This window comes from Methanocalculus taiwanensis (assembly GCF_024372745.1).
GTDB classification, from domain to species: Archaea; Halobacteriota; Methanomicrobia; order Methanomicrobiales; family Methanocorpusculaceae; genus Methanocalculus; species Methanocalculus taiwanensis.
In genome coordinates this window covers 31,719-45,488 of record NZ_VOTZ01000011.1, presented here as the reverse complement: position 1 = coordinate 45,488, position 13,770 = coordinate 31,719, and the positions used below count along the sequence as shown (strand labels likewise).

Sequence of the window (13,770 nt, the reverse complement as noted above, 5' to 3'; positions counted from 1 at the left end):
TAAACTCATACCAGAGAATACAATCTCATAGGAGTGCATCTATGAATTCATCACATTCTGAACAGGGAAGGATAAGGAGAATCCATAAAGAACTTATTGCATTCATTGGCATCACTTTTTTTCTCACGTATGCCTACAATCTCTGGCTGATCCTTTCATTCGGCACAATCAATAATGTTCCACCCTATAGCACCCTCGTCCAGATGATGATACCTGCATTGGTGGCAATATTCTGTATCTTTTTCTTCCGTGATCAAACCCTTTCACCATCTGCAAAGCTTTTTTTTATACTCGTCTTTCTCAATGCCGCAGTATTTCTCTGGGAGATGGGCATATCCCCGATCGTACCGTTTACTCCCTTTGACCTGCCGATCTACCGGTTCATGCCCACCCTCTCCATCATTGTATCATCGATCAGCGTCCTGATTCTGATTGCAATGAACCTCGTACAAAAGAGCCGGGAAGAGCTCTACCCCGCCGGACTATCCTTCGGACACAACCCCAGATGGTATGGCATCATTCCCGTCCTCTTTGGGATGCTCTTTTTTGGAGTCTATTTCTTAAATCATATCACCAATTCCGGCAACCCTATTTGGGAGTTCAACCTTGAGGCGTTTACCACAGCTCTTTTTATAAATTTATTCATCGGTTTTCTCGTCGGATGGCAGTTCTACTTCGGTGAGGAGTATGGATGGAGAGTCTACCTGCAGGATCGCGTATTTACTATCCTCGGAGGATTGAAAGGAGTAATAGTGATCGGGATAATCTGGGGCCTGTGGCACAGCGGCCTGATCCTGATGGGGATGAACTATCCCGGTCAGCCAATACTCGGAAATAGTATAATGATTCTCTTCGCAATCGTGATGGGAATTTTCTATTCCATTGCTGTCCTGAAAACAGGGAGCGTCTGGATTGCAGTCATACTGCACCTGATCACGGATACCATGGAACCACTTGCATGGCTGTATCTCTCGTATCCGTCAGATATGATATACTCGTTTGGGACGGGGATATACGGAGTTGCCATTCTCGGCATCATAGCGATCTTCCTCCTCCTCAGGCTCGACATCTGGGAAAAAGCCAGTACTCTTGTAGCTAAAAGGCTGTCTGGACACAATTATTAGCACAAACACGTTCACACCGGAGTAAAAGACGTTTAGAAGCTTCAGTTGATCCAGGAATCAGAAGAACCTTATCAACGGGAGTCAATCATAGTATACGAAAACATAAGGAGGCATATACCATGGATACAATCATTGAAGAAGGGTTTACGCGTCTTACCGAGACGATACAGGAGCTCGGAGAAAAGAGAGGTGCACTGGAGAAAGAGATTCTCGCAGATCTCTCCGGGCTTCTTGCACGAATGGCAACCCTCGCAACTCCGCTTGTGGGAACGCTTGGCAACCAGTTTCTTGAAAAGAGCAAGCAGGATGGAAAGGGTGAGCTCTACGACAGCATCCATTACGAGAAGAAGATGATCATCCTCGGGCGTGCAGATGAACCCGCATCCTACCGCCCGGATGACCTGAAAAAATCCGTTCAGAAACAGTTCTGCGTCCTCACAGAAGATGGAAAGATCGCAGAGCTGATGTACTCGGACGACGGCTTTATCATTGATAGCTATATCAATCCGCTCACCCCGGAAGAAGCGCTCGATCTTTATGGGCCTGAGCTGCTCTTTATGCTCTACCGGGCACTCAATGACTATGGAAACCTTCAGGAGGAGCTGATAGTGGCGCTTGACACCACACTCGCCTTCATTCAGCAAAAAGAAGAATAATATCCCCTATTTTTTCCATCCAAAGATTGGAAACATCGGTTTGAGGGGATCATATGCCCCTCCGTCAACACTTGAGAGCGGATAGGAGTTCTCGATGATCGTGTCGCTCTTTTCAGCCGTATACCGGACCACGACCTTCGCCTGCTGTATCATCTTTTCAAGAACGAATACCTCTTCTGTATCCGGCTCCAGTTCTTTGATATCAAACTCGATATCAAGCGGAACAAGTGCGACATGAATCTTTCTGGCGGATGCGGTCCCGACATTTCGAACGATGATTGACTTTGCATCCTCAGACAATGAGCAGACAACATGGGGCAGGTATGCAGAATCCTGCATGATCCAGAGCATCATATAAAGGGTAAAAACGATAACGGCGACACCAAGAGCAAGGAAAAAATCAAAATATGCAGACACCAGACAGGCGATCGCACCAATAAGGATGAGTAAAGATTGGCGTGAATCCATAGAGAGATTCTATATTCAGAGGATATAAGCAATAGCTATTCGATCAATTAAGAAAAAGAAAAGTGGGCCCGATGCGATTCGAACGCATGACCTCTCGGTTATCAGCCGAGCGCACCACCGGGCTATGCTACGGGCCCAGATGTTACCTTAATACATTCACATTAACTACATTTATAGATTGTCAATTTCATTTTGGCATCCTTTGGAAGATCATACCAGAGAGGATCAGGTTTCCGGAACATTTCCGAACGTTTTGTTATTTATGGTGAGAGGACGACAAGTGTACTATTGAGCGAGCCGGAGGAAGACATGGATACAAAATATCTCCTCGGAAACCTTGCTATCGCACACGCGTGCAGGGAAGCGGGCGTTGATTTTGTCAGCGGTTATCCGGGAACACCGTCATCAGAAGTTATTGAGAGCCTGAGAACGGTATCGGATGAGATCCCCCATCTGGAATGGTCGGTAAACGAAAAAGTCGCATTCGAAAATGCCCTTGCCGCGGCCTGGTGCGGATGCCGCGCCCTTGTGACGATGAAGCATGTGGGCGTCAATGTTGCAGCAGATCCCCTGATGACCAGCAGCTATACTGGCGTCACCGGCGGCTTTGTACTGCTCGCAGCTGATGATCCCTTTGCGCACAGTTCACAGAATGAACAGGACTCACGAATCTATGCAGGTTTTGCTAAGATTCCCTGTATCGATCCACAGGGAATCCAGGAGGCGCATGACGGGATGGTGAAGGCATTTGACCTCTCAGAAGAGTTCGGCCTTCCCGTGATGGTCCGGCCCACCACCCGGATCTGCCATAGCAAAGGCGACATCAACCTTGGAGAACCTGCAACCGGCCACAGGAGTGGTAACTTCACAAAAAATCCCAGGCAGTACGTCGTCATCCCCGCCCACACCCGGATTCTCCACAAGCAGCTGAACGAAAAGCAGCCCGGCATAAAGAAACGCCTCATCGAGGAAGGATTCAATACGCAGGTAATCCGGGGCAAAAAAGCAGTTATTGCCGGCGGGATCAGCGCGGCCTATGCACGTGAAGTCATCCCGGACGATGTTTCGATTGCAACAATCGGCGCATATCCGATTGATGAAGAATGGCTGAAGGCATTCGTCTCACAGCATACCGAGATCCTGGTGATCGAAGAGTTGATGCCGGTCATCGAAAGTGCGGTTCTCGAAGTTGCCTGTGGACAGACAATCTATGGCAAGAAAAACGGCTATCTCCCCTATGAGGGCGAATTCTCCCCGTCACTCATCGCAGGTGCGCTGAAGAAGGCCAGCTTTATCACCGGGGAACTCTATCCTGCAGTCACACCGGCAGAGAATCTTCCTATCCGGCCCCCAATCCTCTGTGCAGGATGTATGCACCGCTCCACCTTCTATGCGATGAAGAAGGTCTTCAAAGACGGGATCTTCCCAAGCGATATCGGGTGCTATACGCTCGGACTCCAGCTTGGTGCCGTTGATACCACCATCTGTATGGGCGCATCCATCACCGTTGCAAGCGGGATCAGTCTCTGTGGGGAGGAACGTGATGTGGTCTGCACCATCGGGGACTCGACCTTCCTCCATACAGGTGTAAACGGGCTTATCAATGCAGTGTATAACGGCGCAGACATGGTCGTGGTCATCCTGGACAACCGGATCACCGCAATGACCGGGCACCAGCCGAACCCTAATACCGGGAAGACCGCATGCGGGGTGAGCAGCCCCCCGCTCTCTCTTGAATCACTCTGCCGTTCCTGCGGGGTATCATTTGTCGAAACCGTGGATCCCTATGATCTCACGCTTCTGCTTGAGACGATGAAGAAGGCAAAAGCTGAGAAGGGCGTCAGGGTGATCATCGCCCGCCAGCCCTGTATTATCGTTGCGAAGCGGGAAGGGCTGAAGCGCCGCCCCTTCATGGTGGAGACAAATACCTGTACTGGCTGCCAGCTCTGTGTCAAATACGGATGCCCGGCAATCGAGTTCCATGATGAGAAGGCATCCATAAACGATCTCTGCAGTGGATGTGCAGTCTGTGCAGACATCTGTCCTGCGGGTGCAATCCGGCGGGAGGTGAAAAGATGAAGACTGGTTTTGACATCATGATTGTCGGGATCGGCGGTCAGGGGACAATCCTCGCCTCAAACGTTCTTGGCGAGGCATGCCTTGTCGAGGGACGGAGTGTCCGGGGAGCAGAGACACATGGCATGGCTCAGAGAGGCGGCTCAGTCGAGAGCCAGATCCGGATCAACTGCGAATTTGGTCCGCTCATTGTACCGGGGACGGCAGATCTCTTAATCGCCTTTGACCTTCTTGAGGCTGTCAGGTACCGGCATTTCCTGAAAGAGGGTGGGGAGATGATCGTAAACAACCAGCTCGTCCTTCCGACATCCACCTTCACCTCAGGGCAGGCGCCACCCACTGAGAACGACATTATCGGCATGCTGAAGGGATTGAAGATATCAATTGTTGATGCAACCGCGATTGCAACCGCCGCTGGAAGCCCTCTGGCTGCTAATATCGCCCTTCTCGGTGCAGCATCCCATTCTATCCCACTTGGCCTTGAATCGCTCCTTGAAGGAGTCAGGCGGTGTGTTCCGAAGAAGACGATCCCGATCAATGAGAAGGCATTCCTGGATGGCAGGGCAGCAGTAAACCCCTGAATAACACATTTTTTTACAAAAAAAGTATAAGAGCCCTTTTTTTAACGAAAATATTATCAGGCCGGTCTTCCCAACCGGGGATGACAGAGGAGTTGATCGAAAATGCCATACAAAAACGTTGATGAATTACCAGATGCTGTAAAAGATAATCTCCCCGATCATGCCCAGGAGATATATATGGCGGCTTTTAACAACGCATGGGACGAATATCGCGACCCTGAAAAAAGGCGGGATGATGCATCCCGTGAAGAAACAGCGCATCGGGTTGCCTGGGCTGCTGTAAAGAACAAATATGAGAAAGACGAAGAAACAGGTAACTGGAAGAAAAAGAGCGATTGAAAACCCATTTTAAAAAAATAAAGAGAGAAAACGAATGGACCCGGCGGGATTTGAACCCGCGGCCTCTACGTTGCGAACGCCTGCATCGTCTGATTCCGAATTGGAGAAATTATCGGCGTTATCGGCACTCGATAATAATATTGAAAATTCGGAACCTCGCGGAAAATTGGACACACCTCTTAATTCCATTAATCACTACATCCTTAAATATGCTTATGTGAAAGGAACGAATGAACTTCCACCAGCCCCGATCACAGAGTATGAGAAGAAGGAGTTATTCCAATACCTCATAGGCCCGGAACCGTACGGAAGAGCGATCACAGTACAAAGAGCCCGGACGTATATTAACGCCCTCAATAACACAGTAAAACCGCTTAACCTGAAAGATCCAAGAGAACTGATGAAAGCCAACCTTAAAGAAACGCCTATTTTAGGATTGGCCGCCCTGATTGAGTATATTGATAAAATCCACGAAGTAGAGACGATCGGAGGTTATACCGTTGAACGATGGAAGGCCTTTATAAAAGCACCCAAGAGAGGAAAAACAAAGAAAAGAAAAGAACTTGAGACGGAAGAGATAGAAGCCGTATATCATGAATTAAGCCCGGAGATACAGCCGTTCTTTAAAATGTTAGTTTATACCGGAATGAGAGGATCACAGTTGATCCGGATGATGAAGGCCTTTGATCCTTCAGCGATCAGAACCTCAAAGAAACATCCTAAGATCTCATGGTATGATACCTCTGATCTATCCACGGGAACCAAAGAGACAGAGATCGCCTTTTTCCCCTCTTCCATGATCCCAGAGATCGAGAAATACCGGATCCCTAATTATCATGAATCCACTTTAACACGGATGATCAGAGATGCAGGAGCCCGGATCGCACCCCGATTTATACACCTATCCACAGACACAGAGATTAGAGAGGCAGGAGGAGAGGCCCCGGTCAGAGTAACCACAAAACAGATCAGGAAATACCAGGCCCAAGCCCTGATCGAGTCATTCGGAGATAGAAGCCCTGATACAACCATGATCGATTATATCCAGGGGAGAAGCTTAAGATCGGTTCTTTTAACTAATTATGTAAACCCTCAGGAGACAGCAGCAGCCGTAGTAAATCAGGCCCTTGACTCACTCCCTACTTTCAAGACCCCCGCTGCAAAGACAAACCAGGCCACACCCAGGAGGACCAAGTCATGATCCCGATCCCCCCGCTTGATTATGCAGCCGTCTTTATGTCGGCCCTTCTTGCGGGTATTATGATCGGGATCCTGATCGGGATCACTATCACCCCCCGCCTTTACAATCCCACCGGCCCGATCGCGGAGTTCCTGAATGAGTGCGGAGAAATCCACGCAGCCGGGATCGGAATCATCCATACCTTCACTATGATCAAGCCGCTCAAGTACTCCGAGATCCCAGCCTATGACATCAGCCCGGAACTCATGAATGATCTCCTCCAGGAGTACCACTACTACAAGATCTTTTTTTGGTCACCCAGGATCGGGATCCTGATGATAGGAGCCCTGAAAACCGGAATCATCCCTCAGATACTCATGATCTAAAAAAAGTGCCTTCATAGTGAAGGAATGAGGGAGGATCTCAGATCCCCCCTTATGATTTATCGTGATAGAAAGGAACGTGCCAGAAACGCCAGGATAAGCGTTTCAAATGAAACCGCCGTTATTCTCCACACTATCCCCCCTCTTTCTCTTTTTCCCGGCCGAGATCCGTTTTTGAGACCGGCTGTTCTTACTGCGAGCATAGACAGCATAGCCGATCGTTCTTTTTCCGGCCGTGATCTTCACCATCCGGGCCGGTCGCGATCCCCAGTACCGGAGATCATGAAGATGATCCTTTGCCTTTGCTTCAGAGGTATGCAGCCGCTCAAAAATGTAGGTTTTACCGGCAAACTTTCTGATCCCAGGGATAGAGGAGGACATGATCAGATCCCCCTCATTTCCCCGGATAAGGCCCCCGAGAACCGGCCCCCGGCCCCGGCCACCCAGGCAGCACGCCGCCGGCGATCGGGATCGGACTCCGCCCACCACTCAGGAGGGATCACATATTCAGAAGGATCAATCTCAGGATCCGGGATAATGATCAAAGCGGTAAATCCAGAATATCCGATCGAAGCAGCACCGCCCCGCGCCCAATTACGCAGCATTAGCCTATAACGGACAAGCGGATCGCAATTCCAGCCCCAAACACAATACTTAAGATCCCCGAAATGCTCATATTCACCCCCGAAAGTTTTTGATTCACCCGATTTAAGAGGGCCCGGTGAGAATGTACCGATCCCCCACTCATGACCCCGCGAATCTCTTGCAGTTATGGTTAATCGAGGAGACCAATCACCCGCCGGTGAATAGTCATCCTGATTTATAGGAGGTATTTGATCGGATACATAGGATCCACTCACAACGGTATGAAGTACCAGATAAAACGGTATGCCAATACTGATATTATGGGTTATTTCAGCAGCATAAGGATAAACCAGGCCCCGTTCTTCTGTTACAACTTCATGACAGGAACATGAAACCAGATAAGCCCCCGGTACGGCATCATAGCGGGAAATATTAACGCTTTCGCCTTCCAGAGGAACGCCATTAAACCCCACAATCCCCGAGATTGAAACAGAATACGGGGATCCAGGGAGAGGATAAGATCCACCCATACAGATCCCCCTCTCACATCTCAGCTTTAGACCAGATCGCCCGGCCGGTCACAGTCGCCCCCGGCCCTACCTCAACGATGATCGACTGGAGAAACCGGGACAGCCTATGACCTGATACAGGACACCAGACCCAGAGATCAGGCCCCAGAGCCCCAGGGTACACCGGATGAGGCAGATCCAGACCGCCCGCGATCAACTGATTCAAAGATGCAGACGATACGGAGATCTCCACGCCATCCACCAGCAGCCGGATCGCAGCATCAGGATCATTAACCACAAGATAGATCGCATGGATCACCCCCCGCATATTATCAAGCCGGAATACCTGAGTATTTCCCGCCGCCGTAGTCATAGCAATATCAGCAGATTGAAGAGTATATCCATATTCGGGAGTCTCCAGCGCGATATTATACTTATCAGCCATCATTTACCCCTCCAGGCATAGATAACCAGGAGCAGCACCACGGCCCCGAGGGCCAGAGACCACCGGAACCGGGATCCGTCCTCTTCATAAGTAGAGGGCCCGAGATCGTCAGCTTCAGCCGGCATTATTTCTTACGCCTCCACCACAGAACAACAGCAGCCAGAACAGCAGCAGCCAGGAGATAAGGCCACAGTTTCAGCCAATCGATCCCCGCCTTCTCTTCAGTAGAAAGGGAGGAGACATCAGCCCCCCCTTTCTCTATAATCCCCGTTAAACGCATTTTTCCCACCTCAGATCTTGTTATGATACACAGAGATCAACGGATCAACCGGGAAACCACCCGGCCCCGGATCAATCTCCAGGAATCCGGTTTTATCGGCGCGAGGAACCGCCCAGATCCGGCCATCCGGTAACATCAGCCCACCTGATGATCTTTCGCTGATCTGAGAATCTCTTTCTACCAGGATCACCCGCGCCGCATAGGTGAAAGTACCATCACTCAGATTTAGTACCACCGTAGAGGGATCGATCTCCAGGATCGGAGACCAATAAGAAGATCCGATATAAGCATATGCATTATCCATCACCTGATCGGAACCAGCCGGCACACAATAGATCCGGCCATTTTTCGCAAGATGAGCAGACGCCCAGCCGATCGGGACGATCCCGGCCCCTGCACCATCCCAGAACGGAACAGGATAAGCAGCCTCATATAACCGGCCCGGCCCGGTAGAAGTCCACTCATGAGGATCGTAGATATGAATTTTTTTATCAATAGGAGCCGCGTTATCAATAATCCAGATCCGCCCATACTGATCCTCAGTGATGATCCCCCCACCACCCAGATCCGACACAACAACCCCGGATAATGAATTATCAGCCGGATTAAAGATCCGTAATTTTGCATCCTCATAACCCGGCCCCGCATATACCAAGCCAGACGAGGACAGGATCCCATTAGTGCAGGATCCATAATCACCCGAACCCAGCGAGATCAGATCGGCCGTATTAGTTGCAGGATCGTAGATAGGGAGATCACTATCTGAGGTATCCAGCCAACACACGATCCGCCCGTCAGGGAGAGGAACCAGGGATCCCACTTTACCGTAGAAATCCGCCGGTTCATACTGCCCCCCGGTAAAGGATACAGTGAGGATCGTTAGTGCTTCAGTAGTAGGATCGAACTTAATGATCTTGTCACTTAGATCACCCATCCACCAATAGATCAGGCCATCGGCAGCCACACACGCACAACGGAGTTTATCGAAGTATTCCAGGGCCGATTCGGTTATCTGTATCGAACTCCAGACCTCCAAAGCCGTATCATACACCCGGATCCGATCCTGATCGGGATAGGTAGGATCCCCCGGATCACCGGGATCGATATAACGCGGGAAAAAGTACGCTTTACCGTTAGGATGGAGTACCGCAGCATGTAGAAGCGGAGAGAGGCCGCCAACAGCAGGAGCATCATACCACCCGAGCCCGATAAATGATAACTCCTCAGGCAGGGAGATCGCCGGATACCCCGGTCCCCGGTGATCATAGATGAGAGGAGCAGCACCACCCCCGCCCCCGCCTTCAGGAGGATCCATATATTTCAGGGATCCATCCCCGGATTCATCATAGACCAGGATCCGACCATCGGCCAGATCGGTATCATCCACGATCACGCCCTTGATAGTGAGAGCATCCCCGATCCCGTCATGAGCATGCCCGATCGCAGCGTACGCCTCATCATGATCGTGATCGATCGCGGAGTATGCTTCATCATGAGCATGCCCGATCGCAGCGTACGCCTCATCATGATCGTGATCCGTGAGATACGGCAATTCAGACCACGCCGTAGATCCATCCCCTACCTTTATTTTCCCCGAATCGGATTCAATACCAAACTCTCCAGCAGAGAGCACCGGATCAGTAAGCAGCCATTCAGCAGCCAGGCCGCGCCGGTTCTTGATTTTATATAATAAATCACTCATTTTAAACACCCCCGCAATGTATGATCGCACCACCAACAGATCCCGGATCGCCGCAATCGATCAGGAGCGATCCACCAGTACCCGGATCTCCACCGTCCAGGGTGACAAACGGAGAGCCCCCGGACGGAAGATCGACATACACCAGCCGATCAGAAGCCGCGTGATACATGAGAACCCGGCCATCAGCCTTGAAGGTATCATCTACCAGGACACCCCGGATCCGGTTAGCGTTCCACATGGCATATTTACGGCCGATCCTTTCAGCAACGCCTTTAAACGTCATTTTAATCATCCTTCCAGATTTTTTCACCATTACGCAGAGCATCCCCGATCTGAGTCACGGATCGGTGATATTTACACAGGGAAAACTCAGTTTGTATCATTTGAAGATCCCGATACACGGCAAACATGATCGCATATTGTCCGAGGATAGCCAGAAGGATCGCGATCAGTTGAAGATCAAAAAACACAATCAGCCCCCCCCTATCCTTTGATCACCTTGAAGTACACAAAGACCAGGAGCAGCACCACAGCCGCAAAGATCGCAACCCCGGTTATCGTGCCAGACGCTTTCTTAACGCCAGCCGGATCAGAGAGATCAAAACCGAACCCAGCCCGGATCCCTTCACCCGCTGCCAGGGATCCCAGACCCACGCCCGCACCAATACCCGCCGGATAGGCAGCATAACGGCCAAGCTTACTCATAGTAACCTTTGCACCCTCAGGGAGGGATTTAAGACCCGCCGCCGCTTTCCCGAACGCAGCCCTTGAGATAGAGAGAGCAGAAGCCCCCCCCGCCTTCAGAGGCCGGATTAATGGATATAGACTCATTTCTTAATCCCCCGTATTTTCCGGCCGATCTTCGCCCGGTTCTTGTACAGATACAGCCCCCCGGCCCCAACAGCCAGACCACCCAGGAGAAGCACCGGGAAAGCGATCCCTTTCTGGTTGATCTCCTCTCCGAATGGCATATAATCAAGCATATCCTGAGAGTAAGCCTCCAGAGGCATCAGAGCATCCCCGCCGGGATACGCAGCCGGATAATACCCCGCCGATCCATAATCTGAGTACCAATCCTCAGATAGATCGTACGGCAGATCAAACATGGATGAATCCCAGAGAGGAGATCCAGACTGATCATAGTACCCGGGAGTGAGAGCCGGATCCCCCAGGCCATCATCCCAGCCCGTAACCTGATCCCCTCCACCAGCACCCAGCATGAGAGCAGTAATACCCGCCCCGCCGACACCGATCGCCCCGGCAGCTGCCAGAGGACGGAGGAGAGACCGCGAAGCAGGAGCGGCCCCAGAAATGCCCTTGACACTCTTCTGTACACCCTTGATCTGAGTAGCAACGCCTTTCTGATATGCTTTGATCTGAGAGGCCATACTCTTCTGATACGCTTTTATCTGAGAGGCCATCTTCTTTTGATACGCCGCAAACTCAGACGCACCTTTCCCGGCCTTTCCAGCTTTGCCAGCTTTGCCTATTTTACCAACATCTCCAATTTTCCCAGCCTTTGAGGCCCCGGAAAATAAGCCCTTAAGAGCCGTCCAGGCCTTAGGAACTCCTTTAACAACTTTTCCTTTTCCCATAACACCACCGCCTTTTATAGCCGTCCTGATCCCAGACCGAGCAACCCATCCAAGCCCCCCGGTAAACGGAATGGAAGCAAGGAAAACGGCATCGAACCCGGCCCAGGCATAATCTTCTAAAGTCAGATCCCCGGCCCGCCCTTCTGCATGAGCAGAAACGACATTCCCAAGCTCCACCGGAGCCAGAACATGAAAACCTAAAGTACCGGCATATTGTCCGAACCCTTCCAGCCGTTCACCCGGATCCTCACTTCCCATCTTCTTTTCCGCCTCGTCATAGGAGGAGTACGTCCAATCATAGGCCCCCGCTGCAATACCAGAAGCACCAGCACCCAGGCCCCCGGCCGCTGCACTCACAGAGGAGATCCCCCCGGATACAGCAGAGCCGATCCCGGATACCGTACCAGAGACCGCCCCCCCTACATCAGGCAGGGAGATCTTCGGCAAGGCAGATCCAAGACCACCAACAGCAGCCCCGGCAAGAGCCCCCGCGCCCGCACCTATCCCAAGCTTCACAGCCGGAAGAGAGATCTGAGGGATCTTCACCTGAGGAATAGAGACCTTAGGCAGAGAGGGAACCGTGATCTTAGGGATCGATACCTGAGGGATCTTCACCCGAGGAAGTGAGACCTTAGGCAGTGAAGGAACCGTGATCTTAGGGATCGATATCTGAGGGATCTTCACCTGAGGAATAGAGACCTTAGGCAGTGAAGGAACCTTGATCGGAGGAAGGGAGGAAAGGATCTTTGATCCAGCTTTGAATAGACCGCCGAACATTGATCACACCTCCAAAAATGGAGAGAATTTAGAAGCCGGGCCGCCCCTCAAGTACAGCCCCGCCCAGGGCCTCAAAGACCGCCGGAGTTACGACATGCTCACAGGAGACGTACCGGAGAGATCCCGCATTGTTCGTACGGACTGCAAGCTCATAATCTCCCTTTGTCCATCTCCAGCCCCGGAGCCCGAAGCCATCCCCGGTGACTTCTGAAGCATAGTCGATCGAGACAGTACCAGCCGGGAGAGCCGATCCAGCGTTATACTTGAAGTTCTGGATCCCCCGGAAAGTGTCATAGTTCACGTTCACCAACTCCCGGCGATCGGGAGCCGTCACGATGAGACCGAACCTGAGAGGATCAGCAGCACCAAGCACCCCCGCGCCGTTACGGAACTGACACAGGCCACGCCTGAGAAGGGTAGAAGTCGGAAGGTCAAGAACCCCGGTCAATTCGGTATTTGCGCCGATTTGAGCCCCAAGAGCGTACACTTTAGGTTCAGCCGCCCTTTCAAGTTCTGCGCCATACATCCCCGCGAACTCTTCAGGAGTATAGACATTCTCAGAGATCGTAGGCACGATCGATACATCAGTGACATCCAGATCAGCCGCAATCTCAGCCGCAAACACACCCTTTAATTCAAGAGAATCTTTCGTCACTGCCAGGATATCCCCTTCATTCAGAGGAAGGACAAGATCCACCGTGCCAGCATCACCATTCGCAATAGTGATCGCAGATGAGCCCGGATGACTGCCACCATAGGCCCCGGTATAGGCATTCAGCATTGCAATATCAGGGCCATTCAGGGCATAGTGTACGTTAGTACCATCACTGATCACCCGGATCTCTTCAAGGGCCTTCATCATGTCAAGATGAGTACCCGTCCAGGACGTGCCGGATCCGTTGGTCACTTCAATCTGACACCTTAGAAGGAGAGCATCGATCACCGTGTCACGCGGAAGGCGTACAGTCGAATTGACGCGGGAAAGGGTATCGTTCAACGTTCTGTATTTGTGGTAAGCCATGATCAGACCTCACTTTTTCATGAACGCAAAAATGAGCGCAACAACAAAC

At 51.2% G+C, this 13,770-nt stretch carries 18 protein-coding genes and 1 tRNA gene; 7 read left to right on the top strand and 12 right to left on the bottom strand.

Going from position 1 to position 13,770, the window contains the following annotated elements; genetic code table 11:
• Window positions 1-41: 41 nt before the first annotated feature.
• The gene (locus FTO68_RS06395; protein WP_255332554.1) at window positions 42-1,124 is read left to right on the top strand and encodes a CPBP family glutamic-type intramembrane protease; all 1,083 of its coding nucleotides are present in this window, start codon (window positions 42-44) and stop codon (window positions 1,122-1,124) included.
• Between the two features lie 119 nt (window positions 1,125-1,243).
• The gene (locus FTO68_RS06390; RefSeq protein WP_255332553.1) at window positions 1,244-1,780 is read left to right on the top strand and encodes a hypothetical protein; all 537 of its coding nucleotides are present in this window, start codon (window positions 1,244-1,246) and stop codon (window positions 1,778-1,780) included.
• Between the two features lie 6 nt (window positions 1,781-1,786).
• Here FTO68_RS06390 and FTO68_RS06385 read toward each other — a convergent pair whose 3' ends face one another.
• Window positions 1,787-2,248 (bottom strand): hypothetical protein, encoded by a 462-nt coding sequence (locus FTO68_RS06385; protein WP_255332552.1) that lies wholly within the window; start codon window positions 2,246-2,248, stop codon window positions 1,787-1,789.
• A 63-nt stretch (window positions 2,249-2,311) separates the two neighbouring features.
• Window positions 2,312-2,385: transfer RNA gene (locus FTO68_RS06380), tRNA-Ile, on the bottom strand.
• 172 nt (window positions 2,386-2,557) lie between these two features.
• On the opposite strand from FTO68_RS06380, the gene iorA reads away from it, so the two are divergent.
• The 5 genes from iorA to FTO68_RS06355 all read left to right on the top strand — a co-directional run bounded on the left by iorA (window position 2,558) and on the right by FTO68_RS06355 (window position 6,810).
• Window positions 2,558-4,327 carry an indolepyruvate ferredoxin oxidoreductase subunit alpha gene (gene iorA, locus FTO68_RS06375; protein WP_255332551.1) on the top strand — a complete coding sequence of 590 codons (1,770 nt, stop codon included), beginning with the start codon at window positions 2,558-2,560 and terminating at the stop codon, window positions 4,325-4,327.
• Window positions 4,324-4,905, top strand: coding sequence for an indolepyruvate oxidoreductase subunit beta (locus FTO68_RS06370; protein WP_255332550.1), 582 nt, complete (start codon window positions 4,324-4,326; stop codon window positions 4,903-4,905). The genes iorA and FTO68_RS06370 overlap by 4 nt, the downstream gene beginning before the upstream one ends.
• A gap of 102 nt (window positions 4,906-5,007) precedes the next feature.
• Window positions 5,008-5,244: a ChaB family protein gene (locus FTO68_RS06365; protein ID WP_255332549.1), complete on the top strand. Its 237-nt coding sequence runs from the start codon at window positions 5,008-5,010 to the stop codon at window positions 5,242-5,244.
• 34 nt (window positions 5,245-5,278) lie between these two features.
• Window positions 5,279-6,445 carry an integrase gene (locus tag FTO68_RS06360; RefSeq protein ID WP_255332548.1) on the top strand — a complete coding sequence of 389 codons (1,167 nt, stop codon included), beginning with the start codon at window positions 5,279-5,281 and terminating at the stop codon, window positions 6,443-6,445.
• Window positions 6,442-6,810, top strand: coding sequence for a hypothetical protein (locus FTO68_RS06355; protein ID WP_255332547.1), 369 nt, complete (start codon window positions 6,442-6,444; stop codon window positions 6,808-6,810). The genes FTO68_RS06360 and FTO68_RS06355 overlap by 4 nt, the downstream gene beginning before the upstream one ends.
• 102 nt (window positions 6,811-6,912) lie before the next feature.
• Here the strand turns inward: FTO68_RS06355 and FTO68_RS06350 are convergent, their stop codons facing one another.
• The 10 genes from FTO68_RS06350 to FTO68_RS06305 all read right to left on the bottom strand — a co-directional run bounded on the left by FTO68_RS06350 (window position 6,913) and on the right by FTO68_RS06305 (window position 13,721).
• Window positions 6,913-7,188, bottom strand: coding sequence for a hypothetical protein (locus tag FTO68_RS06350; RefSeq protein ID WP_255332546.1), 276 nt, complete (start codon window positions 7,186-7,188; stop codon window positions 6,913-6,915).
• A gap of 2 nt (window positions 7,189-7,190) precedes the next feature.
• Window positions 7,191-7,412, bottom strand: coding sequence for a hypothetical protein (locus FTO68_RS06345; protein WP_255332545.1), 222 nt, complete (start codon window positions 7,410-7,412; stop codon window positions 7,191-7,193).
• A gap of 523 nt (window positions 7,413-7,935) precedes the next feature.
• Window positions 7,936-8,349: a hypothetical protein gene (locus FTO68_RS06340; RefSeq protein WP_255332544.1), complete on the bottom strand. Its 414-nt coding sequence runs from the start codon at window positions 8,347-8,349 to the stop codon at window positions 7,936-7,938.
• Window positions 8,346-8,471 carry a hypothetical protein gene (locus FTO68_RS06335; protein WP_255332543.1) on the bottom strand — a complete coding sequence of 42 codons (126 nt, stop codon included), beginning with the start codon at window positions 8,469-8,471 and terminating at the stop codon, window positions 8,346-8,348. The genes FTO68_RS06340 and FTO68_RS06335 overlap by 4 nt, the downstream gene beginning before the upstream one ends.
• Window positions 8,471-8,626 carry a Loki-CTERM sorting domain-containing protein gene (locus FTO68_RS06330; RefSeq protein WP_255332542.1) on the bottom strand — a complete coding sequence of 52 codons (156 nt, stop codon included), beginning with the start codon at window positions 8,624-8,626 and terminating at the stop codon, window positions 8,471-8,473. Before FTO68_RS06330 ends, FTO68_RS06335 begins: the two co-directional genes overlap by 1 nt.
• A 10-nt stretch (window positions 8,627-8,636) precedes the next feature.
• On the bottom strand, window positions 8,637-10,328 hold the full coding sequence (locus tag FTO68_RS06325; RefSeq protein ID WP_255332541.1) for a hyaluronate lyase N-terminal domain-containing protein: 1,692 nt from the start codon (window positions 10,326-10,328) through the stop codon (window positions 8,637-8,639).
• Between the two features lies 1 nt (window position 10,329).
• A complete protein-coding gene (locus FTO68_RS06320; RefSeq protein ID WP_255332540.1) occupies window positions 10,330-10,611 on the bottom strand; it encodes a hypothetical protein in 282 nt (93 codons plus the stop codon).
• 200 nt (window positions 10,612-10,811) lie between these two features.
• Complete coding sequence (locus FTO68_RS06315) at window positions 10,812-11,159, bottom strand: hypothetical protein (protein ID WP_255332539.1); 348 nt, start codon at window positions 11,157-11,159, stop codon at window positions 10,812-10,814.
• Window positions 11,156-12,469 carry a hypothetical protein gene (locus FTO68_RS06310; RefSeq protein WP_255332537.1) on the bottom strand — a complete coding sequence of 438 codons (1,314 nt, stop codon included), beginning with the start codon at window positions 12,467-12,469 and terminating at the stop codon, window positions 11,156-11,158. Before FTO68_RS06310 ends, FTO68_RS06315 begins: the two co-directional genes overlap by 4 nt.
• A 259-nt stretch (window positions 12,470-12,728) precedes the next feature.
• Entirely contained in the window at window positions 12,729-13,721 is a 993-nt protein-coding gene (locus FTO68_RS06305) for a hypothetical protein (RefSeq protein ID WP_255332536.1), read from the bottom strand.
• Window positions 13,722-13,770 lie beyond the last annotated feature (49 nt).

What these genes read in the sequence shown, in the direction of transcription:
- FTO68_RS06395 (WP_255332554.1), top strand. Translation starts at nt 42, where the DNA reads ATGAATTCATCACATTCTGAACAGGGAAGGATAAGGAGAATCCATAAA.
- FTO68_RS06390 (WP_255332553.1), top strand. Translation starts at nt 1,244, where the DNA reads ATGGATACAATCATTGAAGAAGGGTTTACGCGTCTTACCGAGACGATA.
- FTO68_RS06385 (WP_255332552.1), bottom strand. Translation starts at nt 2,248, where the DNA reads ATGGATTCACGCCAATCTTTACTCATCCTTATTGGTGCGATCGCCTGT.
- iorA (WP_255332551.1), top strand. Translation starts at nt 2,558, where the DNA reads ATGGATACAAAATATCTCCTCGGAAACCTTGCTATCGCACACGCGTGC.
- FTO68_RS06370 (WP_255332550.1), top strand. Translation starts at nt 4,324, where the DNA reads ATGAAGACTGGTTTTGACATCATGATTGTCGGGATCGGCGGTCAGGGG.
- FTO68_RS06365 (WP_255332549.1), top strand. Translation starts at nt 5,008, where the DNA reads ATGCCATACAAAAACGTTGATGAATTACCAGATGCTGTAAAAGATAAT.
- FTO68_RS06360 (WP_255332548.1), top strand. Translation starts at nt 5,279, where the DNA reads ATGGACCCGGCGGGATTTGAACCCGCGGCCTCTACGTTGCGAACGCCT.
- FTO68_RS06355 (WP_255332547.1), top strand. Translation starts at nt 6,442, where the DNA reads ATGATCCCGATCCCCCCGCTTGATTATGCAGCCGTCTTTATGTCGGCC.
- FTO68_RS06350 (WP_255332546.1), bottom strand. Translation starts at nt 7,188, where the DNA reads ATGTCCTCCTCTATCCCTGGGATCAGAAAGTTTGCCGGTAAAACCTAC.
- FTO68_RS06345 (WP_255332545.1), bottom strand. Translation starts at nt 7,412, where the DNA reads ATGCTGCGTAATTGGGCGCGGGGCGGTGCTGCTTCGATCGGATATTCT.
- FTO68_RS06340 (WP_255332544.1), bottom strand. Translation starts at nt 8,349, where the DNA reads ATGATGGCTGATAAGTATAATATCGCGCTGGAGACTCCCGAATATGGA.
- FTO68_RS06335 (WP_255332543.1), bottom strand. Translation starts at nt 8,471, where the DNA reads ATGCCGGCTGAAGCTGACGATCTCGGGCCCTCTACTTATGAAGAGGAC.
- FTO68_RS06330 (WP_255332542.1), bottom strand. Translation starts at nt 8,626, where the DNA reads ATGCGTTTAACGGGGATTATAGAGAAAGGGGGGGCTGATGTCTCCTCC.
- FTO68_RS06325 (WP_255332541.1), bottom strand. Translation starts at nt 10,328, where the DNA reads ATGAGTGATTTATTATATAAAATCAAGAACCGGCGCGGCCTGGCTGCT.
- FTO68_RS06320 (WP_255332540.1), bottom strand. Translation starts at nt 10,611, where the DNA reads ATGACGTTTAAAGGCGTTGCTGAAAGGATCGGCCGTAAATATGCCATG.
- FTO68_RS06315 (WP_255332539.1), bottom strand. Translation starts at nt 11,159, where the DNA reads ATGAGTCTATATCCATTAATCCGGCCTCTGAAGGCGGGGGGGGCTTCT.
- FTO68_RS06305 (WP_255332536.1), bottom strand. Translation starts at nt 13,721, where the DNA reads ATGGCTTACCACAAATACAGAACGTTGAACGATACCCTTTCCCGCGTC.